The organism is Auraticoccus cholistanensis (genome assembly GCF_009742705.1).
GTDB lineage: Bacteria > Actinomycetota > Actinomycetes > Propionibacteriales > Propionibacteriaceae > Auraticoccus > Auraticoccus cholistanensis.
Genome location: NZ_WPCU01000008.1, coordinates 48,212 through 71,515, shown reverse-complemented (window position 1 = coordinate 71,515; position 23,304 = coordinate 48,212). Strand labels below are relative to the sequence as shown.

Sequence of the window (23,304 nt, the reverse complement as noted above, 5' to 3'; positions counted from 1 at the left end):
AGTCGGAGCGCCACGCGCCGCCGATGGTGAAGCGGTGGAAGCGGAACATGTCCAGCACGCCCACCGAGGGCAGCGCCACCGCGGCCAGGTCCGGGCGCTGCGTCATCACCGCGCCGACGAGCAGCCCGCCGTTGCTGCGGCCGTGGATCACCAGCTGCCGCTCGCCGGTGGCCCCGCTGGCCACCAGGTGCTCCGCCACCGCCACGAAGTCGTCGAAGACGTTCTGCTTCGCGTGCAGCCGGCCCTGGTCGTACCAGTCGGTGCCGAACTCGCCGCCGCCGCGCAGGTTGGCCACCGCCACCGCACCACCGGCGGCCAGCCAGGCCGCGAAGCCGGGACGGTAGTCCGCGGCCACCGGGATCTTGAACCCGCCGTAGCCCCACAGCAGGGTCGGCAGCGGACCGGTGGCGCCGCGGGGGCGGACGAGGGTGCAGGGCACCTCGGTGCCGTCGGCGCTGCGGGCCCGCAGCCGGCTGTACTCGACCTCCAGCGGCGCCAGCCCGGACTCCGGACGGCTCAGCTCGCGGACCTCGCCGGTGGCGGCGTCGAAGCGCCAGCTGCGCACGGGCTCGGTGACCGTGGACAGCCCCACGAACCCCTCGCTGGAGTCGGGGTCGCCCTCGAGGGCCACCAGCGCCCCGCCCTGCACGTCCAGCGTGCCGAGCGGGGAGCCGTCGAGCCCCCACCGCTGCAGCACCGGGCTGGCGTCGACCAGCCGGCTGGTGACCAGCACGCCACCGGCCACCACGGCGGCCTGCAGGGTGGCCCGGTCGTCGGCCGGCAGCACCTCGTCCAGCACCACGTCGGCCGGGTCCTCGCGCAGCCGGGCCAGGTCGAGGGCGACCACCCGGCCGCGGGGCGCGTCCAGGTCGGTCTGCAGCAGCAGCCGCTCCCCGACCACGGCCACCGGCTCGTACTCGGCGTCGGCGACGTCGAGCGCCCGCAGCGGGGCGCCGATCCGGGTCCCGCCGGCCTCCTGCTCCAGCGGCCAGAGCCAGACGCGGTTGCGGTTCTCGGTGCCGACGTAGAGGCAGGTGATCAGCCAGCGGTCGTCGTCGCTGACGCGGACCGCCAGCTGCTGGCGCTCCACGGTGGGGTCGGTGTGCACCAGCTCGTCGGTCGACGGGTCGGTCCCCAGCCGGTGACGCATCAGGTGGGAGCGCCCGACCGCGCCGGTCTCGGTGCCGGCGGCCTCGGCCCGCTCGGCCTCGGGGTAGGCCACGTAGAGGTAGGAGCGGCCGTCGGGCAGCCAGACCGGCGAGGAGAACTTCGACATCACCGGCGGCTCGTCCAGCTCCTCGCCCTCGGCGGTGCTCAGCCGGACCTGCTGCCAGTCCGAGCCGCCGAACCCCACCGTCCACGCCACCCGGGTGCCGTCCGGGCTGACCGACAGCGAGCCGAGCGCGGCCGTCTGGTCCGGGCTGAGGGTGTTGGGGTCGACCAGCACCCGGCCGCCGCCCTGCTCGAGCTCGCCGAGGGTCTCGGCGGCGTACCAGACGTCCTGCGGCTGGCTGCCGTCGTTGCGGTTGACCAGGTACAGGCCGTGGCTGCGCCGCGGGGTGCCCACCGTGGGGCGGCTGAGCAGGCGGCTGAGCGTGGCCCGGAACCACTCGCGCTGCGGCAGCGCGGCCAGCGCCGCCTCGGTGGCCTCGTTCTGCTCGCGCACCCACCGGCGGGTGTCCTCGGAGTCCGGGTCCTCCAGCCAGCGGTAGGGGTCGGGCACCAGGTGACCGTGCAGCAGGTCGGCGGTCTCGTCGCGGCGGGTCTCGGGCGGGGTGGGGCTGGTCGTCACCCGGTCGAGGGTACCGACGCGTGCCGGCGGGCGACGCCGACCCGGGCGGGAGCGGACCGTCAGAGCACCGGCAGCAGGACCTCCTGCGCCCAGGCGGCCAGCGTCGACGGGGTGGTGCTCAGCAGGCTCCGCGGCTGCTCGGGGGTGAAGCCGTGGGCGAACCCGCGGCTCATGCCCAGCAGCGCCTGCACCCGGGCCTCGCCCATGCCGAAGGAGCGCAGCTCGGCGGCCACCTGCTCCTCCTCGAGCTGCACCGCCTCGACGGGGCGTCTTAGCACCCGGCTGAGCAGAGCGGCGACCTGACGGTGGTCGAGGTCCTGCGGGCCGTGCACCGCCTGGTGCACCAGGCCGTGCCAGCCCGGTGAGACCAGCCGGAGCGCCGCCACCTCCGCCACGTCGCGGGGGTGCACCCAGGCCAGCGCGAGGTCCAGCGGGAAGGTGGTGGCCAGCCGTCCGGCGCGCAGGTCGTCCACGGCCGTCAGCAGGTTGGTGAAGAAGTAGCCGCACCGGAGCACGCACAGCGAGGGCGCCGCGTCCGCCAGCACCTGCTCCGCGGCGGCCAGCCCGTCGATGTCGCCGAAGCCGCCGCGGGCCTCGGCGCCGACGCTGCTGACGAGCACCACCCGCTGGATGCGGTGCTCGGTGACCGCGCGGGCGGCGATCCGGGCCAGCACCCGGTGCTGCTCGACCGGGTCCTCGGCACCGGTGTCGGGCTGCAGCCAGAACAGCGAGTCGACCCCGGCGGTGGCGGCCACCACGCCGGCCGCGTCGGTCAGGTCGACCACCGCGACGTCGACCAGCCCGGCGAGCCCGGACGGCAGCCGTGCCGGGTCGCGGACCAGCACCCTGGGGCGGACCCCTCCCTGCACCAGTGCACGGACCAGCTCGGACCCCACGTGGCCCGTGGGTGCGGTGATCGCGACCTGCATCGACGTACCTCCTTCTTCGTGAGCTCCAGGACCTCCCCCATGCTGGCACCGCCCACCGACAGTTCCCGGGGGCGGCCCCGCCCTCCTGCCGTCCGCTCCTCGCCGGCGGAGATCTCGCGCGGCGGTACTTGCCGAGCCGGTCGCTCCGGCTGATCATGAAGGGCCAGGACTCTCGGAGGAGAGGTGGTCGCGGTGGACGGGTCGCGTCGTTCGGTGGAGGTGTCGCCCCTGCAGTCCGACGGGGTGCTCTCGGGCTTCCTGCTCAGCGGCCGCTGGCCCGACGACCTGGTGGAGTGGTCACGGGTGCTGGCCCTGGCCGTCCGGGTCGCCGCGGTGCCGGGGCTGCTGCCGGCCACCACCGTGTTCCGGGTCTGCGAGGACCCCCTGGACGACCCCGTGCCCGCGGTCGGGGTGGTGGTCGCCGAGGGCACGCTGGTGGGTCCGGACGCCCTCGAGCCCGGCTCGATCAGCCCACCGGTCCCCCTCGGCCTGCTGGTGCTGCACCCACCGGCGGCCACCGTGCCCAGCGTGCCGGACCACGAGGTGGCCTCGGGCTGCATCCTGCTGCCGGGGCTGCCCCACCTGGGGCTGGACCACCGGGCCAGCTGGGTGGAGGCCGACGTCCGCGGCACCGTGACCCGGCTGGTGAACCGGGGCGACCTGGACCCCTGGTCCGACGCCGACACCGCCGCCCTGTCGGTGCTGCTGGCCGCCTAGCTGTCCGGTCGGTGCACCTGGCGCGGGCTCGGGGCGGCGACGGGCAGCCGGGGCAGACGACCCGTGCGGGCCGCCGCGAGCGCCCCGCGGGCGGCGTTCATGCCCGGCGCACCGTGCACGCCACCGCCGGGGTGGGCCGAGGCCGAGGCCAGGAAGAGACCCTGCACCGGGGTGGACGCGCGTCCCCACCCGGGCACCGGGCGGAAGACCAGCTGCTGGTGCAGCTGGGCGGTGCCGCCGTTGATGGCCCCGCCGCGCAGGTTGGCGTCCCGGGCCTCGAGCTCGCGGGGGCCGAGCACCCGCCGGTCGAGCACCCGGTCGCCGAAGCCGGGGGCCAGCCGCTCCAGCCGGGCCTGCATGCGGTCGGCGAACCGCTCGCAGTCGTCGCGGTCCCAGCGGCCGTGCACCCGTGGCTCGCCGCGGTCGGCTCCGGCGTCGGCCGTCCGCGCCGACGGCTGCGGCACGTGGGTGTAGGCCCACAGCGCCTCCGTGCCGGCCGGGGACCGCGTCGGGTCGGCGGTGGTGGTCTGGCCCACCAGCAGGAAGGGGTCGGCGGGCACCGTGCCGTCGGCCAGCTGGCCGAGGGAGCGCCGCATCTCGCTCAGCGAGTCGGCGACGTGCACCGTGCCGGGGGCGTACGGCGGGGCGCTGCGCCAGGGCACGGGACCGTCCAGGGCCCAGTCGACCTTGATGGTGGCGTGGTCGAGCTGGAACTGCCGCATCGCCCGGGCGGTGCGGGCGGGGACGTCCTCGGGGGCGAGCAGGTCGCCGTAGAGGGCGGGGGCGACCACGTCGGCGAGCACCGCCCGGGTCACCGCGATCCGCTCGCCGTGCTCGGTCCGGACGGCCACCGCGCGTCCCCGGCGCACCTCGACCCGGCTCACCCGGGTCGAGCAGCGCAGCTCCCCGCCGCCGGCCTCCAGCCGCCGCACCAGGGCCCGGGTGAGCTGACCGGCGCCGCCCTCCGGCACCGGGAAGCCGACGGTCTGGCCCAGCATCACCAGCAGCAGCCCCATCAGCCCGGAGCCGGCGGCGTCCAGCGGGATGTCGGCGTGGGCGGCGTTGCCGGCCAGCAGCAGACCGGGGCCCTCGCCGCCGAAACCGCCGGCCAGGTCCACCGCGGGGGTGAGCAGGGTGCGGACGAAGGGCAGACCGCCCGCCCGCGGCAGCCGGGCCAGCACCCCCAGGCCGTGCCGCAGCGGCGGGAAGGGGGTGGTCAGGGCCTGCACCAGCTCGTCGCCGACCGCGTCCCACTGCCGGCAGAGCTCCAGCCAGCGGTCGCCGTCGCCGGGGTGCTGGGCGTCCATGCCGGCGGCGGTCACCTCGCGGTCGGGGTGGAGGACCGCCCAGCTGCCGTCCGGGCGCGGGTGGCCCAGCACGGCCGGGGCGCGCCGCCACCGCAGCCCGTGCTCCTCCAGCCGCAGGCCGGTGATCACGGCGGAGGCGGCCGCCAGCGGGTAGTAGCTGCTGAACGTGTCGTGCACCCAGCCCGGGCGCACGGCCTCGTCGCTGCGGACCGCCCCGCCGGGCTCCGGCTGCTGCTCGAGCACGAGCACCGACCAGCCCGCGTCGGTGAGCGCGTTGGCGGCGACGAGCCCGTTCGGGCCCGCGCCCACGACCACCGCGTCGACGGTCTGGCTCACGCGCGGCCCTCGACCAGCAGCGCCAGCCGGCGCAGCGTCTCCCGGTTGCGCAGCGTGATGGCGGCCGAGCGCAGCGGCCTCGGGACCAGGGTGCCCGGCCCCCGGACCGCGTCCTCGTGGATGTCCACCCGCGTGGACCCGCCCTCGGGCACCAGCTCGATCGTCACCTGGGCCTCCCCGGCCGGCCAGCCGCGGGCCCGCAGCACCAGCCGCCGCGGCGGCTCGGCCTCGACGACCTCGGTGTTGTCGTCGAGCAGCAGCGGCCACAGCCCGGCGCTGTGCTGCAGCTGGCTGCCCACCGCCGGCCAGCTCCGGTCGACCCCGCGGATCCGCGCGGCGCCGACCACCCAGACCGGGTAGAGCCAGCCGTCGGCCAGCACGGACCAGACCTGCTCGGGGGACGCCTGGACGCTACGGGTGCAACGGCTCATGGCCCCTGTCTACCCTGCTGCGCCGACGACCGCCCACCCTCCCCCTCCGCCGCCCCGCGACGGCGTGCCGGCGCGGGGCGGGTGCGTGGGTGAGCGGCACGGACGTGGGTAGGGAGACGGCATGGCCACCTCTCCCCTCGCCCTGGTCACCGGGTCGAGCACCGGCATCGGGCTCGAGATCGCCCGTGAGCTGGGCCGCCGCGGGCACGACCTGGTGCTCTGCGCCGACGAGCCGCACGACCGCAGCCAGCTGGAGGGGGTGCCGGTGGTGGAGGAGGTCCGCGCGGACCTGGCCACGGCCGAGGGCGTCGAGACGCTGCTGGCCACGGTGCGCGGCCTCGGCCGCCCGCTGGAGGTGGCGGCCCTCAACGCCGGCGCCGGTGTCAGCGGACGGTTCCTCGACCGACCGGTGGAGGACCACCTGGCGGTCGTCCGGCTCGACGTGCTGGGCACGGTTCAGCTGGCCCACGGGGTGCTGGGCGACATGGTCGCCCGCGGCTCGGGACGGGTGCTCATCACCTCCTCGGTGGTCAGCGGCATGCCGGGGCCCTACCAGTGCGTCTACAACGCCTCCAAGGCCTTCCTGCAGAACTTCGGGGAGTCGATGCACGCCGAGCTGCGGGGCACGGGGGTCACGGTGACCCTGCTGCGCCCCGGTGCCACCGAGACCGCCTTCTTCCGCCGGGCCGGGCTGGACACCTCGCTGCTGGGACGGATGCCCAAGGACGACGCGGGCAAGACCGCCGCGGCCGGTGTCGACGGGCTGCTGGCGGGACGGCGGCAGGTGGTGCCCACCACGCCGACCGGCCGGCTGCTGGACCTGACCGCGGCCGTGGTGCCGCCGCGGGTGAAGGCGACCCTGCAGGGGTTCATGTCCAAGCCCCGCTGAGCGCGGCGGGCCCCGGCGCGGACGACCGGCTCGACCGGGATCCGGTGCTGCCCGGGCAGGATGGGCACGACACACACGACGAGGAGCGAGGAGGACGCGTTGCGAGCCCTGGTGGTCATCGACCTGCAGCAGGACCTGTGCCTGGGGGTGCCCGAGCTGGACTCGGTGGTGCAGCGGGTGAACGCGCTGGCGGCGCGGGCCCGCGAGGAGGGGGCGCCCGTGTTCGAGGTGCGCACCACCCACCTGCCCGACGGCTCCACCTGGGCGCTCAACATGCGCGACGACGGCCAGGGGATGGCGCTGCGGGGCAGCGAGGGCTGGGGTCCGGTGCCGGGCCTGGAGCTGCCGGGGGCGCAGCTGGTGGAGAAGACCCGCGACGACGCCTTCCTGGGAACCGACCTGGCCGACCGGCTGCGGGGCGCGGGGGTGGACGCGGTGGTGCTGTGCGGCGTCACCACCGAGGCCTGCGTCGCCGTCACCGGAGCCTCGGCCTACGGTCACGACCTGCGGGTGGTGGTGGCCGAGGACGCCGTGGCCTCCTCCGACGACGAGGCCCACATCCGCGCCCTGAAGTGGCTGGAGGAGCAGTACCGGGCCGAGCTGGTGCGCTCGGACCAGGTGCGCTTCACCGGCTGAGGACCGCCGGGGACTCCGGGGCGCGGCGTCGCGTCAGGCGGTCGAGGGGGTGGAGGCCACGGGCTGACGGTCCTCGAAGCGCTCCCGGTCCAGGAAGGCCAGCACGGCCTGCTTGCCCGGCAGCTGCACCACCGGCCCCAGGGTGAACCCGGTGCGGGTCAGCCGGGCCAGCGCCCGCTGGTCGCGGGCGTCGGGCTCCACCACCAGCCGTCGCACGGCCGGGTCGGCGAAGATCCACGGGGTCACCACGCCCGCCAGCCGGCCGGTGAACCCGGGCCGCGGCGGGTCGGCCGGGGCCAGCAGCAGCTGGATGCCGAGGTCGCCGGGCTGCACCGGGTAGCACCGGCCCACCGGGTGGTCCTGGGGCGAGAAGGTGTGCAGCAGCCCCACCGGCTGGTCCCCGATCCGCACCAGCCAGGCGTGGTGGGTCCCCCGCCGCTCCAGCTCGCGGTACCGCTCGGCCAGCTCCTGCGGCGAGGCGCCGGCCATCTCCCAGTAGCGCGCCCGCTCCGAGCCCACCCAGGAGTGCACCAGGGCGAGCTCTGAGCCGTCGGGCCCGGTCTGCAGCGGGGCCACGCTGACCCGGCCCAGCTCCGGGTCGGAGGTGGTCCAGGCGGGGACGCGCATCGCTGCTCCTCGGTCAGACGGGTTCGACCTCCAGATCATTCCAGTCACTGGACAGATCCGCCAGGCTCCCCTGCTGCCACATCGGCAGCTGGTCGAGGTGGTGGGGGTCGGCGGGGTCCCCCGCCGCGCCGAAGGGGACGACCCACCCGCTGCGCCCGCGGTCGGAGAGGTCCCACACGTAACGGGCCACCGGCCCCTTGACCACGCGGTCGTCCACCCCGGGCGAGCTGGCCGCCGCGAGCACGCTGCCGTTGTCGCCGGCGACCGGGACGTCGGTGCCGTCGCTCCAGCCCAGGGCGTGCAGCGGCGCCAGCCGGTGCCGCTCCCCCCACGGTGCGGGTTCCCGCGCCGCGGCGGCGACGAGCGCGGCGCGGACGCCCTCGGCCGCGTCGATGCCCAGCTCGCCGCCGCGCAGCAGCAGCCGCTCCCACGCCACCCCGACCCGGGCGGTCAGGTCGAGCCAGGGTGCGAGCAGCGCCGGGTACGGGTGGGGCTGGCGCAGCGGGGCCAGGGCGGGGTGGGCCACCAGCCAGCGGACCAGCTCGTGGCGCCAGTCGGCCCACGCGCCGGCCTCGAGCGACTCCGGCCCGCAGTGCCCGTCCCAGGCGAGCAGCCGCCGGCGCAGCGTCTCGGCCGCACCCTCGACCCGGGCGGCGGCCAGCAGCGGCCGGGCCACGTCGAGCGGGCCGGTGCGGGTGTCCAGGCAGAGCTGCGCCGCCTCGGCGGGACCGACCGGCTGACCCGCCGCGGCCCGGTCGGCGACCAGCCGGCGCAGCCGCTCGGCCCGGTGGGGGGCGGCGTAGTCGTCCCCCAGGCCGCCGCCGCTGGCGCGGTCGTTGGCGCTGACCACGAGGTCGGCGACGTCGGTGACGGCCCGCTCCGCCCAGCCGGGCCACCACCCGTCGGCCGGCTCGGCGCCGGTGCCGGGCAGCTGCTGCAGCCGCGGGTCGCGCCGGGGCACGCGGCCGGCCAGCAGGTGGCGCAGCCGGCCGCTGCGGTCGGCGACGACCACGCTGTTCACCGGCTCCACCCAGGCCGCCAGGGCCGCGGTGACGTCCTCGACGTCACGGCTGCGCAGCAGCGGCAGCAGGGCGCCGAAGCCGAGGTCGCCCGACACCTGGCAGGGCACCCGCAGCGAGTGCGCCGGGGCGGGGTCGGTCCCCGGCGGGTGCGCCGGGTCGAGCCCGGTGACCAGGGGGCCGCGGGCGGTCACGGCCACCGGCACCGCGACGGGGTGCGTGCCGCGGACGGCGACGGTCTCGGTGCGCACCTCCAGGTCGGCCCAGCCGTCCGGATCGCGCACCTGCAGCCGGGAGCCGTCGCGGCGCAGCTGCTCGCGGTAGAGGTCCTGGTAGTCGGCCATGGCGTTGGTGATGGCCCAGGCCACCGAGCCGGCGTGCCCGAAGTGCTGCACCCCCGGCACACCGGGGAAGCAGAACCCGGCGACGTCGACCCCGGGGCAGGACAGCCGCACCTGGCTGTACACCCCCGGCAGCTCGACGGTGCGGTGCGGGTCGCCGAGCACGAGCGGCAGCCCGCTCGCGGTCAGCCCACCGGCGAGGCCGACGGCGTTGCTGCCGCCGGTCGCTCCCTCGGACGAGAACAGCCCGACCGCCGCGGGGCCGAGGCGCTCGGCCACCCGGGCCCGGAACAGCTTGAGCGGGAAGGTGCCGAACAGCACCTGCTGGGACCAGAAGACCCCCAGCGGGGTCCACGGCTGCCAGGGCCGCACGTCGTCCCCGCCCAGCCCGAGCGAGGCCAGCTCCGCGGAGCTGGCGGCGGCCGCCGGCAGCTCGGCGTTCACCCCGTCGACGTAGGCGCCCACCCAGGCCCGGGTCTCCTCGTCGAGCCGGGCGAAGGCCGTCCGGGCGGTCTCCTCCAGCCGGACCTGCCGGGCGAACACGTCCCAGCCCAGCCCGGCGGCGCCCAGGTGCTCGGCGGTGCGCCCCTCCGCCCGCCAGCGTCCTCGCTCGACCTGCCAGGCCCGGTCGCGGGCGGTGACCCGGCCCTGCAGGTGCGCCAGGGACAGCAGGTCGTCGGCGCGCAGGTGCGGGATGCCCCAGCGGTCGCGGCGGAGCTCGCCGCCGCGGCCCCGCGGGAGGTGCTGGTCCGGCCGGTCCGCCACCGCGCGCCTCAGCGCGGGGCGCCGGCGTAGCCGTACGGGTTCTGCTCCTGCCAGCGCCAGTGGTCGGCCGTCATCTCGTCCAGGCTCTTGGTGGCCACCCAGCCGAGGTCGGTCAGCGCCTGCGAGGCGTCGGCCCAGAAGGCGGCGATGTCGCCGTCGCGCCGGGGCCCGATCTCGTAGGGGATGGGCCGGCCCACCGCCCGCTCGAAGGAGGCCAGCACCTCCAGCACGGAGTGCCCGCGGCCCGTGCCCAGGTTCCACACGTGCACGCCGGGGTGGCCGGCGACGAAGTCCATGGCGGCGACGTGGCCGTCGGCGAGGTCCATCACGTGCAGGTAGTCGCGCACGCAGGTGCCGTCGGGGGTGTCGTAGTCGTCTCCGAAGACGACGAGCTTCTCGCGCTGGCCGACCGCGACCTGGGCGATGAAGGGCACCAGGTTGTTGGGCACCCCCTGCGGGTCCTCCCCGATCCGCCCCGACGGGTGGGCGCCGACCGGGTTGAAGTAGCGCAGCAGCCCGATCCGCCACCGGTCGTCGGCGGCACCCACGTCGGCCAGGATGTCCTCGATCTGCTCCTTCGTCCGCCCGTAGGGGTTGAAGGCGTCCCGCGGCATCTTCTCCAGGTAGGGCGCGACCGCGTTCTCGCCGTAGACCGTGGCCGAGGAGGAGAAGACGATGGTGCGCACCTCCGCGGCGTCCATCGCCCGCAGCAGGGCCAGGGTGCCGCCCACGTTCACCGAGTAGTAGTCCAGCGGCTGGCGCACCGACTCCCCCACCGCCTTCTTGCCGGCGAAGTGGATCACGGCCTCGACGCCCTGCTCGCGCAGCGTCCGCTCGACCAGCGCCTGGTCGGCGATGTCGCCGGCGACGAAGAGCAGCGGGCGGCCGGTGATCTCGTGGACCCGGCGCAGGCTCTCCTCGCTGGAGTTGCTGAGGTCGTCCAGCACCACGACCTCGTGGCCGGCCTCCAGCAGCACCACCGCGGTGTGCGAGCCGATGTAGCCGGCGCCACCGGTGAGCAGGACCTTCATCTCGTCTCCTTGGTCGGGCGGTCAACTGGTGATCCTGCCACGAGCCCGTGGCGCGGGCGCACCGGGCACGGCGACCCGCGGCGGGCGCCCGGCGGAGTCCGGCCGGACCGGCTCAGCCGCCGGCGAACCCCCGCAGGCTGAGGTTGCCGTGCCGGGTGACGACGAGGCGCACCGGGCCGGGGCCGAGCAGGACGGGATCCGCCCCCGGGGCGGCCAGCCGGACGGTGCCGGCGCCGCGGGCGTCGCGCAGCTCGAGGTTCACGTCCAGGGTGCCGCGCGTCACCCAGCCGACCTCCGCGGCCTCCACCGACCCCTCGACGTGCCAGGCCCGGGCGCCGGCGGGCCGCAGCCGCAGCGGTCGGCGCAGGTAGGCCAGGCTGCCGCGGCCCCGCAGCACCAGGAAGGCGGCGGGGTCCACGACGTCGTCGGCGGTGGTGGACACCGTCAGCGACAGCACCGCCCCGGTGGCGGTGCTGTGGGCCTCGACCGGTCCGGCCCCGACCTCCAGCGGCCGGGGAGGCACCTTGGCGGCCCGGGCGGCGCGCAGGGTCTCGGCCCAGCGCCGCACCATCGCCTCCTCGGAGAACTCGTGGGCCCGCTCCCTCGCCGCCGAGCGCATCGCGGCCCGCTCGGCCTCCGGCATGGTGACCACCCGTCCGATGGCGGCGGCGAGGGCGTCGACGTCGCCGGCCGGGACCAGGAAGCCGTCCACGCCGTCGCGGATGATGTCGGCGGGGCCGTAGCGGACGTCGTAGGCGACCGGGACGCAGCCCGCCGCCATGCTCTCCACCAGGGCCAGCGGCATGCCCTCCTCGCGGCTGCTGAGCACCGAGAAGGACGCCTCCGCCAGCTCCCGGACCACCTGCCGGCTGTGCCCGGCCAGCACCACGCGGTCACCGAGCCCCAGCTCCTCGACCAGCCCCTGCAGCTGCTCCCGGTCCTCGCCCTCACCCAGCACGCGCAGCACCACGGGCCGGGGCTCGCGGGCCCCGACCGGCCCGACCCGGGCCACCGCCCGGACCGCGTGGTCGATCCGCTTCTGGTTCGTGAGGCGGCCGACCAGGACGCCCCTGGCGGGGTCCCGCGGGGCGGAGACGTCGACCTCCGGGATCGCACGCGCGTTGGGGACGACGTAGCGGTTCCTCGCCGGCCCGAGCACGTCCTCCAGCTCGCGGGCCTGCGTGGCGGTCAGCAGCACCAGCGCGTCGAAGTCCTGCGCGGAGCGGAGCAGGGCCGCCTTGCCCTCGCTGAGCTCGCCCAGCGTGCCGTCCGCCTGGTCGGACAGGTGGCTGCTGTGGACGACCTGCGCCACCACCACGTCCGGGCGCCGGTACTCGTGCAGGAAGCTGCCGACGAACTTGGAGTCGCTGATCAGGTGGGCCGGCCCCCCGCCGAGCACGAGGTCCAGCCACCAGAAGTAGAAGGCCCTGGCCGACGGCCACGACTGCAGCGGACGGCCGCGCCGGTCGCACACGGTGACCAGCCGGCGACCGGTGGGGAGGTCGGCGTCGCGGCGGTCGGAGACCAGCAGCGAGCCGTCGGGACGCAGGTGGTCGGTCTGGGCGGTGGCCGAGCCGTCGGCGGTGGTGCGCACCCGGCGCACCACCCGGCCGTCCTGCTCCTCGACCCGGTCGGTGGTGGCGGCGGTCAGCGGTTCGAAGCCCTCCGGCGGCGGTGGCGGGCGGTGCCAGCGACGCCGCCCGAGGTCGGTGTCCCGCCTGCCGGCGAGGTCCTCCCACAGGTTGCGGAGCACGACCCCGGGACCGAGGTGGCCCTCGCGCTGCAGCCGGGCCCGCACCTCGGCGTGGCTGCGCCCGCCCGCGAGGGTGAGGACCTCGACGGACGCACCGCACCCGGCGAGCAGCCGGCTGCGCTGCAGCAGCACGCTCGTCACCCCGCCGAAGTCGTCGGGGATCGCCCAGGTCAGCATGGCGTAGCGCCCGGGGGGCAACGGGTGGGCCACCGCGGAGCTCCTCAGTCGAAGGCGGCCGCGCCGGTCCGGCGCCGCGCTGGTCGGTCGCGCTCACCGTACACTTCTGGCCTTGGTGGCTGCGCGACCGCAGCAGCAGGACGGGCCGGGACGGAAGTGGGGAACGGATGGCGGAGCTGATGCGGACCACGCTGCGGAAGGCGGTGCGGTCCAGCGCCTGGCGCCGGACCAGCCTGTGGATCCGGGGCGGTGCGCGCGGGCCGGCGGCCGGGCACGAGATCGAGGGGGTCGAGGTCCCCGCCGACGTGGTCGTCTACTTCGGCGACGGCGCCAGCAAGATCTACCAGCTGACCCAGTGGCTGCCCGTGCTGGAGGGGCTGCACGCCCAGCACCGGGTGCTGCTGGTGTTCCGCAAGCTCGACGCGCTGCGCGCCGTCCGCGGCCACACCACGCTCCCCCGGCTGTTCGTGCGACGGTTCGCCGACCTGATGGCCCTCTACGACGCCAACGAGTACGCGCTGGGCATCTACGTCAACAACGGGGTGACCAACTTCCAGTCGCTGAGCCACCCGCGGATGGTGCACGTCCACGTCAACCACGGCGAGAGCGACAAGATCTCGATGGTCTCCAACCAGGCCAAGGCCTACGACCGGGTGTTCATCGCCGGCCGGGCCGCCCTGGAGCGGCACCGCAAGGCGCTGATCGACTTCGACGAGTCGAAGCTGGTCGAGGTGGGACGTCCCCAGCTGGACGAGGTGCCCGCGCCCTCGCTGCCCGCCTCGGACCTGCACACCGTCATGTACGCCCCCACCTGGGAGGGCGAGAACGAGGGCAACAACTACACCTCCCTCGACCGCTACGGCGTCGCCGTCGTCACCGAGCTGCTGCGCCGGCCGGGCACCCGGGTGGTCTACAAGCCGCACCCGCGGGTGGCCGAGAGCCCGGTGCCCGCCGTGGCGGCGGCCCACCAGCAGATCGTCGAGCTGCTGCAGTCCGACCCGACCCACGTGGTGTCGGTGGAGGGCGACATCCTGGCCATGTTCGCCCGGGTGGACGCCCTGGTGACCGACGTCTCCAGCGTCGGCCTGGACTTCCTCTACCTCCACCCCGACCGCCCGCTGGTGCTCACCGACCGTCGCAGCGACCCCGAGCAGCTGGCGGAGAACGCCCCGGTCTCGCGCAGCTGCGCGGTGGTCGACGAGACCACGCTGCCCGACCTGGCGTCGCTGCTGCGCAGCGCCATCGACGAGGACAGCCACGCGGCGGAGCGCCAGCAGATGCGCGCCTTCTACTTCGGCGACGCCGCCCCCGGCTCCTCCACCGCCCGCTTCCGGGCCGCGGTGGCCGAGCTGGTCGGCGACCGCCGCCAGAAGCTGACGCGCCACGTCAAGCACGCCTCCTCGATGGAGGCCGCCGACACCGCGGAGGCCTGAGCCTCAGCGCGCCGCCGCGGCGGCGGCGCCCAGCACCGACAGACCCTCGTCGGGCTCGGTCAGCACCCGGATGCCGTCCTCGGTGGCGGTCACCATGCTCTCCCAGTGGGCCGCCGGCGAGCCGTCGCGGGTGACGACGGTCCAGCCGTCGGCCAGCTCGACGGTGTCGGGGTCGCCCAGGGTGAGCATCGGCTCGATGCACAGCACCATCCCGGGGCGGATCCGCGGACCCCGGCCGGCCCGCCCGGTGTTGGGCACGTCGGGGGCCATGTGCATGGCCGAGCCGATGCCGTGCCCGGTGTAGTCGGCCACGATCCCGTAGCGGCGGTCCTCGGCGGCCACGCTGGCCTCGACGGCGGCGGACACGTCGCCGATGCGCCCGCCCAGCCGCACCGCGGCGATCCCGGCCCACATGGCGCGGCGGGTGGCCTCCGACAGCGCCACCAGCTCGGGGTCCGGCTCGCCCACGAACACGGTCCGGGCGGCGTCGGCGTGCCAGCCGTCGACGACCGCCCCGCAGTCGACCGACAGCAGGTCGCCCTCGGCGAGGACCCGCTCCCCCGGCACCCCGTGGACGACCTCGGCTCCCACGCTGAGGCAGACGACGCCGGTGAAGCCGCCGTGGCCCTGCTCGTCGGCCAGGTAGTGCAGGAAGTTCGAGGTGGCGCCGTGCCGGGCGATGACCTCCGCGGCCACCGCGTCCAGCTCGGCGGTGGTGACACCGGGTCGGACGGCCTCGGTCACCGCTCGGAGGGCGGCGTCGACGACCAGCCCGGCGGCGCGCATCCGCTCCAGCTGCGCCGGGGTCTTCAGCTCGATCCGCTCCCGGCCGAACACGTCAGCGGGCGTCGAGCCCGGCGAGGATCCGCTGCCCGACCTCGTCCACGGTGCCGATGCCGTCCACCTCGACCAGCAGCCCGCGCTGGCGGTAGACGTCCAGCAGCGGCGCGGTCTCCTCGGTGTACTTGGCCTGCCGCACCCGGATGGCGTCCTCGGTGTCGTCCTCACGGCCGTCGGTCTCGGCCCGGCGCAGCAGCCTGGCCACCAGCTCGTCGGTGTCGGCGGTGAGCACCACGACCGCGTCGAGGGCGGCCTGCTGCTCGGCCAGCAGCGCGTCGAGGGCCTCCACCTGGGCGAGGGTGCGGGGGTAGCCGTCGAGCAGGAAGCCCTCGCGGGCGTCGGGCTCGGCCAGCCGGTCGGCCACGATGGCGTTGGTGACGTCGTCGCCGACGTAGCCGCCCTCGGCCATGATCCGCTTGACCTCGAGGCCGAGCGGGGTGCCCTGGCTGACGTTGGCCCGGAAGATGTCGCCGGTGGAGATCGCCGGGATGGCGTACCGGTCGGCGATGGCGCGGGCCTGGGTGCCCTTGCCGGCCCCGGGCGGACCCATGATCAGCATCCTCACTGGCACGACCCTCTCATCTCAGGAATCCCTCGTAGTTGCGTTGCTGCAGCTGGCTCTCGATCTGCTTCACGGTGTCGAGGCCGACGCCGACGATGATGAGCAGCGAGGTGCCGCCGAAGGGGAAGTTCTGGTTGGCGTTGAGCAGGATGAACGCCAGCGACGGGATCAGCGCGATCAGCCCCAGGTAGATCGAGCCCGGCAGCGTGAGCCGGCTCAGCACGAAGGACAGGTAGCGCTCGGTCGGCCGGCCGGCGCGGATGCCGGGGATGAACCCGCCGTACTTGGCCATGTTCTCGGCGACGTCCTGGGGGTTGAACGTGATCGCCACGTAGAAGTAGGCGAAGAACACGATCAGCAGGAACTGGGTGACCATGTAGATCGGGTGCCCGCCGGTGACGAAGTACTGCTGCACCCAGCCGGAGAACTCGCTCTCGGGACGGAACTGGGAGTACAGCACCGGGATGTACATCATCGAGGAGGCGAAGATCACCGGGATGACGCCGGCCTGGTTCACCTTGAGCGGGATGTAGGTGGTGGTCCCGCCGAGCATCCGCCCGCCGACCATCTTCTTGGCGTACTGCACCGGGATGCGGCGCTGGCCCTGCTCCATGAAGATGACCGCGGCCATCACGACCAGACCGACGGCGAGCACCATCAGCAGCACGATCCAGCCGCTGGCGCCGGGGCGGGCGGTCTTGATCGACCACAGCGCGGTCGGGAAGGTGGCCGCGATCTGGGTGAAGATCATCACCGACATGCCGTTGCCGACGCCGCGCTCGGTGATCAGCTCGCCCAGCCACATCACCAGCGCGGTGCCGGCGGTCATCGTCAGCACCATCACGACGACCGGGAAGACGTCCTTGCTGTAGACGATGCCGGGGCAGCCCTGGAAGAGCTGGTCGTTGACGGCCAGGGTGACGAAGGCGGTCGAGTTCAGCACCGCCAGCACCAGCGTCAGGTAGCGCGTGTACTGGGTGATCTTCGCCGTGCCGCTCTGTCCCTCCTTCTTGAGGGCCTCCAGCCGCGGGATCACCACCGTCAGCAGCTGCAGGATGATGCTCGCGGTGATGTAGGGCATGATCCCCAGCGCGAAGATGGCCAGCTGCAGCAGCGCGCCGCCGGAGAACAGGTTGATGAGGGAGTACAGCCCCGCCTGCTCACCCGTCTCGGCCAGCCGCCGGCAGGTGTCGACCTGCTGGATGTTGACGTTGGGCACCGGGACGACCGAGCCCAGCCGGAAGACCGCGATGATCATCAGGGTGAAGAAGATCTTCTTGCGCAGGTCGGCGGTCCTGAACGCGTTGACGAAGGCGGAAAGCACGCGCCTGCCCTCTCTCTCGCTGGTGGTTGGCCATCGGTCGCCCTCCGGCAACCGTCGAACCCTATCAAGGTGGGCCCGCACCGGGGCACCGTGAGCCGGCGGCGCCGGCTCGGGTCCGCAGGTGCACGAAGCGGGGACGGCTCCTGGTGGAGCACGCCCCCGCTCGTGCCGTGCAGTTCCTGGCTGGACGCCTCGGCGTCAGGCCTGGCTGGTGCTGCCGCCCGCGGCGGCGATCTTGTCCCGGGCCGAGGCGGAGAACGCGTGCGCGCTCACCTGGACGGCGACCGAGATCTCGCCGGTGCCGAGCACCTTGACGAGCTGTCCGTCACGGACCGCTCCCTTGGCGACCAGGTCGGCCACGCCGACCTGCCCGCCCTCGGGGAACAGCGTCTGGATCCGGTCCAGGTTGACCACCTGGTACTCGGTGCGGAACGGGTTCTTGAACCCGCGCAGCTTGGGGGTGCGCATGTGCAGCGGCATCTGCCCACCCTCGAAGTTCTCGCCGACGCCCTTGCGCGCGCCGGTGCCCTTGGTGCCGCGGCCGGCGGTCTTGCCCTTGGAGCCCTCACCGCGGCCGACGCGGGTCTTGGCGGTCTTGGCGCCCGGGGCGGGGCGCAGGTGGTGCACCTTCAGTGCCATGTCAGTTGACCTCCTCGACGGTGACCAGGTGGCTCACCGTGCTGATCATCCCGCGGATCTCGGGACGGTCCTGCTGCTCGACCGAGTCGCCGATGCGCTTCAGCCCGAGGCTGCGCAGGGTCTGCCGCTGGTTCTGCTTGCACCCGATCTCGGACCGGGTCTGGGTGACCTTCAGGGTGGACATCAGGACGCCACCTCCTGACGGGCCCGCAGCAGCGCGGCCGGGGCCACGTCCTCGACCCGCTTGCCACGGCGCGCGGCCACGGCCTCGGGCTGCTCCAGCGTCTTCAGGGCCGCCACGGTCGCGTGCACCACGTTGATGGAGTTCGACGAGCCGAGCGACTTGGCGAGCACGTCGTGCACGCCGGCGCACTCCAGCACCGCGCGGCAGGCGCCACCGGCGATCACACCGGTACCCGGGGAGGCCGGGCGCAGCATGACCACGCCGGCCGCCTTCTCGCCCTGCACGGGGTGCGGGATGGTGCCCTGGATGCGGGGGACGCGGAAGAAGTTCTTCTTCGCCTCCTCCACGCCCTTGGCGATCGCGGCGGGGACCTCCTTGGCCTTGCCGTAGCCCACGCCCACCATGCCCTCGCCGTCACCGACGACGACCAGCGCGGTGAAGCTGAACCGGCGGCCACCCTTCACGACCTTGGCGACGCGGTTGATGTCCACCACGCGCTCGAGGTACTGGTTCTTGTCCTGCGCCTGGCCACGACGGTCGTCACGGCCGCGACGCTCACCGCCACCGCTCCCGCGGCGCTGTGTTCCACTCATCGCTCTACCTTCCGTATGTCTGTCGTGGTCAGAGACCGAGGCCGGCCTCGCGGGCCCCGTCGGCCAGCGCGGCGACCCGGCCGTGGTACTTGTTGCCGGCCCGGTCGAAGACGACCTGGCTGACGCCGGCGGCCTTGGCGCGCTCGGCGACCAGCGCACCGACCTGGCGGGCCTTGGCCGACTTGTCGCCCTCGGCGCTGCGCAGCTCGGGCTCCATGGTCGAGGCCGAGGCCAGGGTGTGACCCCGGACGTCGTCGATGACCTGGACGAAGAGGTGCTTCGAGGAGCGGGAGACGACCATCCGGGGACGGTCGGCCGCACCGAAGACCTTCTTGCGGCCACGGACCTGGCGCCGCAGGCGCGAGGCGCGCTTGGGCGCGGTGCCCCGGGGGGCGGACAGGGAGATGCCCATCGTCACTTACCAGCCTTTCCGACCTTGCGGCGGACCTGCTCGCCCGCGTACCGCACGCCCTTGCCCTTGTACGGCTCGGGCTTGCGGATCTTACGAATACGTGCGGCCGTCTCGCCGACGGCCTGCTTGTCGATGCCGACCACGGTGAACCGCGTCGGCGCCTCCACGGTGAAGGTGATGCCCTCGGGGGCGTCGACCGTGACCGGGTGGCTGAAGCCGAGGTTGAACTCCAGCTGGTTCGGGCCCTTGCTGATCACGCGGTAGCCGACGCCGACGATCTCGAGCTTCTTCTCGTAGCCGTCGGTCACGCCGGTGACCATGTTGGCGACCAGGGTCCGGGTCAGGCCGTGCAGCGAGCGGCTCTCGCGCTCGTCGTCGGGCCGGCTGACCTCGATCTCGCCGGACTCGGCGCGGCTGACGGTGATGGGGGCGGCCACCGTGTGCGACAGCGTGCCCTTGGGGCCCTTGACCTGCACCACCTGGCCGTCGAGGGTGACCTCGACGCCGCTGGGGACGGGGATCGGGAGCTTACCGATGCGGGACATGTGCGTTCTCCTTCAGAACTCTGCTCGACAGTCCGGTGCGATCACCAGACGTAGGCGAGCACTTCGCCGCCGACGCTCTTGGACTTGGCCGCGCGATCGGTCAGCAGACCCTGCGAGGTCGAGATGATCGCGATGCCCAGACCACCCAGGACCTTCGGCAGGCCGGTGGACTTGGCGTAGACGCGCAGACCGGGCTTGGAGATGCGGCGCACACCAGCGAGCGAGCGCTCCCGGTTCTGGCCGTACTTCAGCGTCAGGGTGAGGGTCTTGCCCACCTCGCCCTCGGCCGGCTCGGTGACCTCGAAGGAGGAGATGTAGCCCTCCTCGGCCAGGATCTGGGCGATCCCCACCTTGATCTTGCTGTGCGGCATCGAGGTGGTCTCGTGGTACGCCTGGTTGGCGTTGCGCAGACGGGTCAGCATGTCTGCGATCGGGTCGGTCATGGTCATGGCTGATGAGCTTCTTTCTCGCCGTGGTTTCCCTCGGGGACCTTCAGCGGTGCGGTGAAGAAGTGGAGGCGGTGGGCACCCGGACGCCGCTCCCCCTCAGCCGGCCGGGTGGCCGGTGAGGACGGGGCGGACGTCGGCGCACTCACCAGGAGGACTTGGTGATACCGGGCAGCTGACCGGCGTGGGCGAGCTGGCGCACGCAGATCCGGCACAGGTTGAACTTGCGGAACACGGCGCGGGGCCGGCCGCAGCGCTGGCACCGGGTGTAGGCCCGGACGGCGAACTTCTGCTTCCGGGACTGCTTGACCTTCAGAGCTGTCTTGGCCATCTCCTGCTCACTTCTTCCGTGCGTAGGCCGGACCCTTGGCGCGGACCTTGGCCGGCTTCGGGTTGTCGTTGAACGGGAAGCCGAGGTGCTTGAGCAGCGCCCGGCCCTCCGCGTCGTTGGTGGCACTGGTCACGAAGGTGATGTCCATGCCGCGGACCCGGTCGATGCGGTCCTGGTCGATCTCGTGGAACATCACCTGCTCGTTCAGGCCGAAGGTGTAGTTCCCCTGACCGTCGAACTGGTGGGCGTTCAGACCGCGGAAGTCGCGGATGCGCGGCAGCGCCAGCGACAGCAGCCGGTCGGCGAACTCCCACATCCGGCGGTTGCGCAGGGTGACGTGGCAGCCGATCGCCTGCCCCTCGCGCAGCTTGAACTGCGCGATGGACTTGCGGGCCTTGGTCACCTGCGGCTTCTGGCCGGTGATGGTGGTGAGGTCCCGGATGGCGCCGTCGATCACCTTGGAGTCCCGGGCGGCGTCGCCGACACCCATGTTCACCACGACCTTGACCAGGCCGGGGATCTGCATCGGGTTGGCGTAGGAGAACTCCTCCTGCAGCGCGGGCACGATCACCTCGCGGTACCGCTGCTGCAGACGCGGGAGCGCCTGGACGCTCGAGTCCGTCGTCGTGGTCGACATCTCAGATCTCCTTGCCGGTCTTGCGGGCGATCCGCACGGAGCGGAAGCCCTGGTACTCGGTGCCGTCGGGACGACGCTTGGTGACCTCGTCGCGGCGGTGGCCCACCCGGGTCACGACCTCGTTGCCCTCGTCGTCCTTGACCACGAGCTGCACGTTCGAGGCGTGGATCGGGGCCTCGGAGGCGATGATCCCGCCCTCGGTGCGGCGCCCGGCCTGGGTCTGGGTCTCACGGCGGTGACGCTTCACCACGTTGACGCCCTCGACGGTCACCCGCTGGTTGGCCGGGTCGACGGCGATGATCTCGCCGACGGTGCCCTTGTCCTTGCCGGCCACGACCTTGACCCGGTCGCCCTTGCGGACGTGGAGCTTGTGCTGTGCCATTCAGATCACCTCCGGTGCGAGCGACACGATGCGCATGAACTTCTTCTCCCGCAGCTCGCGCCCCACCGGACCGAAGATGCGGGTGCCCCGGGGCTCCCCGTCGGCGCGGAGGATCACCGCGGCGTTCTCGTCGAACTTGATGTACGAGCCGTCCGGACGCCGGCGCTCCTTGACGGTGCGCACGACGACCGCCTTGACGACGTCGCCCTTCTTGACGTTGCCGCCGGGGATGGCGTCCTTGACGGTGGCAACGATGGTGTCACCGATGCCGGCGTAGCGGCGGCCGGAGCCACCGAGCACGCGGATGCAGAGGATCTCCTTCGCACCCGTGTTGTCGGCGACCTTGAGCCGCGCCTCCTGCTGGATCATTGTCTGTCTCCTGGTTGTCTCACCGGTTCCCGGTCACCCCGGACCGGGCCTGGTGGAACGGATGGGTCTGGTGGTGGCTTACTTGGCCCGCTCGATGATCTTCGTCAGCCGCCAGCGCTTGGTCGCCGACAGCGGACGGGTCTCCATCACCTGCACGCGGTCGCCCACGCCGGCGGTGTTCTCCTCGTCGTGGGCCTTCAGCCGCTCGGAGGTCCGCAGGACCTTGCCGTACAGCTTGTGCTTGACGCGGTCCTCGACCAGCACGGTGATGGTCTTGTCCATCTTGTCGCTGACGACGATGCCCTCACGCACCTTGCGCGCGCTGCGCGCGGTGGCGGTCTGGGTGTTCTCGGTGGTCTCGCTCATGCTCAGGCCTTCTCGGTCTCGGTCTCGACGGCAGCATCGACCTCGGGGTCGCTGACGATGCCGAGGTTGCGCTCCTGGATCACGGTGTAGATCCGGGCGATGTCCTTGCGGACCTCGCGCAGCCGGCCGTGCGACTCCAGCTGGCCGGTGGCGGCCTGGAAGCGGAGCGTGAACAGCTCCTCCTTCAGCTCGCGCACCTGCTTGTCCAGCGCCTCACGGCTCAGACCGCGCAGCTCGGTGGCGTTCAGGGCGTTCGCCATCAGTTCTCACCTGCCTCACGCCGGATGAAGCGGGCCTTCATCGGCAACTTGTGGATAGCCAGTCGCATGGCCTCGCGGGCCACGCTCTCCTCGACGCCGGAGAGCTCGAAGAGCACCCGGCCCGGCTTGACGTTGGCCACCCACCACTCGGGGGAGCCCTTGCCCGAACCCATCCGGGTCTCGGCGGGCTTCTTGGTCAGCGGACGGTCGGGGTAGATGTTGATCCACACCTTCCCGCCTCGCTTGATGTGACGGGTCATCGCGATACGCGCCGACTCGATCTGGCGGTTGGTGACGTAGGCGCCCTCGAGGGCCTGGATGCCGAAGTCACCGAAGGCCAGCGTCGTCCCGCCCTTGGCCGCACCGCTCCGCTTGGGGTGGTGCTGCTTGCGGAACTTGACCCTGCGTGGGATCAGCATCTGCTCACGCTCCTGCGTTCTCGGTGGCGGGGGCAGCCTGGGTACCCTCGGCTGCCTCGGCGCGACGACGTCCGCCGCGCTCGGGACGGTCGCCGCGGGCGGGGCGGCGGTCGCCGGCACGCTGGGTGCGCGGACGGCCCGGCGCCTTCTGGCGGGCGGCCTTCTGGGCGGCGCGCTCGGCGCGGGTGCCCGAGACGTCGCCCTTGTAGATCCAGACCTTCACACCGATCCGGCCGAAGGTCGTGCGGGCCTCGAAGAAGCCGTAGTCGATGTCGGCGCGCAGCGTGTGCAGCGGCACCTGGCCGTCGTGGTAGGACTCCGACCGGCTCATCTCGGCGCCACCCAGACGACCCGAGCAGCGGACCCGGATCCCCTTCACGCCGGAGCGCATGGTGGTCTGCAGCGCCTTGCGCATGGCGCGGCGGAACGCCACCCGGGAGGTGAGCTGCTCGGCCACGCCCTGGGCGACCAGCTGGGCGTCGGTCTCGGGGCTCTTCACCTCGAGGATGTTGAGCTGGACCTGCTTGCCGGTCAGCTTCTCCAGGTGGTTGCGGACCCGCTCCGCCTCGGCGCCGTTGCGGCCGATGACGATGCCCGGACGCGCGGCGTAGAGGAAGATCGTGACCCGCTCCGAGCGGCGCTCCACCTCGACCGAGGAGATGCCGGCGCGCTCGAGCGTCTTGGTCAGGTAGTCGCGGATCTTCGCGTCCTCCCCGACCTGGCCGGCGTACTGCTTGTCGGCGTACCAGCGGGTGGTGTGGTCGGTCGTGATGCCCAGCCGGAAGCCGTTGGGGTTGACCTTCTGGCCCATG

29 protein-coding genes are annotated in these 23,304 nt (G+C 73.6%); 4 read left to right on the top strand and 25 right to left on the bottom strand.

The features are described 5' to 3' along the window. Positions 1-1,792, bottom strand: a 1,792-nt coding sequence (locus GC722_RS12745; protein ID WP_331714779.1) for a prolyl oligopeptidase family serine peptidase, incomplete at its 3' end; no start/stop codon positions are given. A 59-nt stretch (positions 1,793-1,851) separates the two neighbouring features. Beyond that, positions 1,852-2,721, bottom strand: coding sequence for an NAD(P)H-binding protein (locus tag GC722_RS12740; protein WP_156610763.1), 870 nt, complete (start codon positions 2,719-2,721; stop codon positions 1,852-1,854). A gap of 213 nt (positions 2,722-2,934) precedes the next feature. On the opposite strand from GC722_RS12740, the gene GC722_RS12735 reads away from it, so the two are divergent. Continuing rightward, positions 2,935-3,438 carry a peptidase gene (locus tag GC722_RS12735; protein ID WP_331714778.1) on the top strand — a complete coding sequence of 168 codons (504 nt, stop codon included), beginning with the start codon at positions 2,935-2,937 and terminating at the stop codon, positions 3,436-3,438. On the opposite strand, the gene GC722_RS12730 is transcribed toward GC722_RS12735, so the two are convergent. Together GC722_RS12730 and GC722_RS12725 are read right to left on the bottom strand one after the other, a co-directional pair. After that, complete coding sequence (locus GC722_RS12730) at positions 3,435-5,081, bottom strand: phytoene desaturase family protein (protein WP_331714777.1); 1,647 nt, start codon at positions 5,079-5,081, stop codon at positions 3,435-3,437. The two genes, GC722_RS12735 and GC722_RS12730, sit on opposite strands and share 4 nt — an antisense overlap. Beyond that, a complete protein-coding gene (locus GC722_RS12725) occupies positions 5,078-5,512 on the bottom strand; it encodes an SRPBCC family protein (RefSeq protein WP_156610761.1) in 435 nt (144 codons plus the stop codon). The genes GC722_RS12730 and GC722_RS12725 overlap by 4 nt, the downstream gene beginning before the upstream one ends. Before the next feature lie 121 nt (positions 5,513-5,633). Here GC722_RS12725 and GC722_RS12720 point away from each other — a divergent pair, with 121 nt between their 5' ends. Both GC722_RS12720 and GC722_RS12715 read left to right on the top strand, forming a co-directional pair. Beyond that, positions 5,634-6,401: an SDR family NAD(P)-dependent oxidoreductase gene (locus GC722_RS12720; RefSeq protein ID WP_156610759.1), complete on the top strand. Its 768-nt coding sequence runs from the start codon at positions 5,634-5,636 to the stop codon at positions 6,399-6,401. Positions 6,402-6,500: 99 nt separating this feature from the next. Continuing rightward, positions 6,501-7,037, top strand: a complete 537-nt coding sequence (locus tag GC722_RS12715) for a cysteine hydrolase family protein (protein WP_197430136.1) — start codon at positions 6,501-6,503, stop codon at positions 7,035-7,037. Between the two features lie 33 nt (positions 7,038-7,070). Here GC722_RS12715 and GC722_RS12710 read toward each other — a convergent pair whose 3' ends face one another. From GC722_RS12710 to GC722_RS12695, 4 genes are all read right to left on the bottom strand, one after another. Further along, positions 7,071-7,664 (bottom strand): GNAT family N-acetyltransferase, encoded by a 594-nt coding sequence (locus GC722_RS12710; RefSeq protein ID WP_156610755.1) that lies wholly within the window; start codon positions 7,662-7,664, stop codon positions 7,071-7,073. A gap of 13 nt (positions 7,665-7,677) precedes the next feature. Beyond that, entirely contained in the window at positions 7,678-9,789 is a 2,112-nt protein-coding gene (locus tag GC722_RS12705) for a penicillin acylase family protein (RefSeq protein WP_197430135.1), read from the bottom strand. A gap of 8 nt (positions 9,790-9,797) precedes the next feature. Further along, a complete protein-coding gene (gene galE, locus GC722_RS12700) occupies positions 9,798-10,820 on the bottom strand; it encodes a UDP-glucose 4-epimerase GalE (RefSeq protein WP_156610754.1) in 1,023 nt (340 codons plus the stop codon). A 112-nt stretch (positions 10,821-10,932) separates the two neighbouring features. Beyond that, positions 10,933-12,783 (bottom strand): glycosyltransferase, encoded by a 1,851-nt coding sequence (locus GC722_RS12695; protein WP_156610752.1) that lies wholly within the window; start codon positions 12,781-12,783, stop codon positions 10,933-10,935. 134 nt (positions 12,784-12,917) lie between these two features. On the opposite strand from GC722_RS12695, the gene GC722_RS12690 reads away from it, so the two are divergent. After that, positions 12,918-14,183: a CDP-glycerol glycerophosphotransferase family protein gene (locus tag GC722_RS12690; RefSeq protein ID WP_197430134.1), complete on the top strand. Its 1,266-nt coding sequence runs from the start codon at positions 12,918-12,920 to the stop codon at positions 14,181-14,183. Between the two features lie 3 nt (positions 14,184-14,186). On the opposite strand, the gene map is transcribed toward GC722_RS12690, so the two are convergent. The 17 genes from map to rpsC all read right to left on the bottom strand — a co-directional run bounded on the left by map (position 14,187) and on the right by rpsC (position 23,303). After that, positions 14,187-15,020, bottom strand: a complete 834-nt coding sequence (map, locus tag GC722_RS12685) for a type I methionyl aminopeptidase (protein WP_331714776.1) — start codon at positions 15,018-15,020, stop codon at positions 14,187-14,189. A 1-nt stretch (position 15,021) separates the two neighbouring features. Then, positions 15,022-15,588 carry an adenylate kinase gene (locus GC722_RS12680; RefSeq protein WP_331714790.1) on the bottom strand — a complete coding sequence of 189 codons (567 nt, stop codon included), beginning with the start codon at positions 15,586-15,588 and terminating at the stop codon, positions 15,022-15,024. 13 nt (positions 15,589-15,601) lie between these two features. Beyond that, complete coding sequence (secY, locus tag GC722_RS12675; RefSeq protein WP_331714775.1) at positions 15,602-16,909, bottom strand: preprotein translocase subunit SecY; 1,308 nt, start codon at positions 16,907-16,909, stop codon at positions 15,602-15,604. 198 nt (positions 16,910-17,107) lie between these two features. Next, a complete protein-coding gene (rplO, locus tag GC722_RS12670; RefSeq protein ID WP_156610748.1) occupies positions 17,108-17,548 on the bottom strand; it encodes a 50S ribosomal protein L15 in 441 nt (146 codons plus the stop codon). Between the two features lies 1 nt (position 17,549). Continuing rightward, a complete protein-coding gene (gene rpmD, locus GC722_RS12665; protein ID WP_156610747.1) occupies positions 17,550-17,732 on the bottom strand; it encodes a 50S ribosomal protein L30 in 183 nt (60 codons plus the stop codon). Further along, positions 17,732-18,325 (bottom strand): 30S ribosomal protein S5, encoded by a 594-nt coding sequence (rpsE, locus tag GC722_RS12660; protein ID WP_156610745.1) that lies wholly within the window; start codon positions 18,323-18,325, stop codon positions 17,732-17,734. Before rpsE ends, rpmD begins: the two co-directional genes overlap by 1 nt. Before the next feature lie 28 nt (positions 18,326-18,353). After that, positions 18,354-18,737, bottom strand: a complete 384-nt coding sequence (rplR, locus tag GC722_RS12655) for a 50S ribosomal protein L18 (RefSeq protein ID WP_156610743.1) — start codon at positions 18,735-18,737, stop codon at positions 18,354-18,356. A 2-nt stretch (positions 18,738-18,739) separates the two neighbouring features. Further along, positions 18,740-19,282, bottom strand: coding sequence for a 50S ribosomal protein L6 (gene rplF, locus GC722_RS12650; RefSeq protein WP_156610742.1), 543 nt, complete (start codon positions 19,280-19,282; stop codon positions 18,740-18,742). Positions 19,283-19,323: 41 nt separating this feature from the next. Then, positions 19,324-19,731 (bottom strand): 30S ribosomal protein S8, encoded by a 408-nt coding sequence (gene rpsH / locus GC722_RS12645; RefSeq protein ID WP_156610740.1) that lies wholly within the window; start codon positions 19,729-19,731, stop codon positions 19,324-19,326. Between the two features lie 142 nt (positions 19,732-19,873). Then, a complete protein-coding gene (locus GC722_RS12640) occupies positions 19,874-20,059 on the bottom strand; it encodes a type Z 30S ribosomal protein S14 (RefSeq protein WP_156610738.1) in 186 nt (61 codons plus the stop codon). A gap of 7 nt (positions 20,060-20,066) precedes the next feature. Then, on the bottom strand, positions 20,067-20,696 hold the full coding sequence (rplE, locus tag GC722_RS12635) for a 50S ribosomal protein L5 (protein WP_156610736.1): 630 nt from the start codon (positions 20,694-20,696) through the stop codon (positions 20,067-20,069). A gap of 1 nt (position 20,697) precedes the next feature. After that, positions 20,698-21,078 carry a 50S ribosomal protein L24 gene (gene rplX / locus GC722_RS12630; RefSeq protein WP_156610734.1) on the bottom strand — a complete coding sequence of 127 codons (381 nt, stop codon included), beginning with the start codon at positions 21,076-21,078 and terminating at the stop codon, positions 20,698-20,700. Then, positions 21,079-21,447: a 50S ribosomal protein L14 gene (gene rplN, locus GC722_RS12625; RefSeq protein WP_156610732.1), complete on the bottom strand. Its 369-nt coding sequence runs from the start codon at positions 21,445-21,447 to the stop codon at positions 21,079-21,081. A 78-nt stretch (positions 21,448-21,525) separates the two neighbouring features. Next, complete coding sequence (gene rpsQ / locus GC722_RS12620) at positions 21,526-21,813, bottom strand: 30S ribosomal protein S17 (RefSeq protein WP_156610730.1); 288 nt, start codon at positions 21,811-21,813, stop codon at positions 21,526-21,528. A gap of 2 nt (positions 21,814-21,815) precedes the next feature. After that, positions 21,816-22,073 (bottom strand): 50S ribosomal protein L29, encoded by a 258-nt coding sequence (gene rpmC, locus GC722_RS12615; RefSeq protein WP_156610729.1) that lies wholly within the window; start codon positions 22,071-22,073, stop codon positions 21,816-21,818. Beyond that, entirely contained in the window at positions 22,073-22,492 is a 420-nt protein-coding gene (gene rplP, locus GC722_RS12610) for a 50S ribosomal protein L16 (protein WP_156610726.1), read from the bottom strand. The genes rpmC and rplP overlap by 1 nt, the downstream gene beginning before the upstream one ends. A gap of 4 nt (positions 22,493-22,496) precedes the next feature. Then, entirely contained in the window at positions 22,497-23,303 is an 807-nt protein-coding gene (gene rpsC / locus GC722_RS12605; RefSeq protein WP_156610724.1) for a 30S ribosomal protein S3, read from the bottom strand. Position 23,304: the final 1 nt, after the last annotated feature.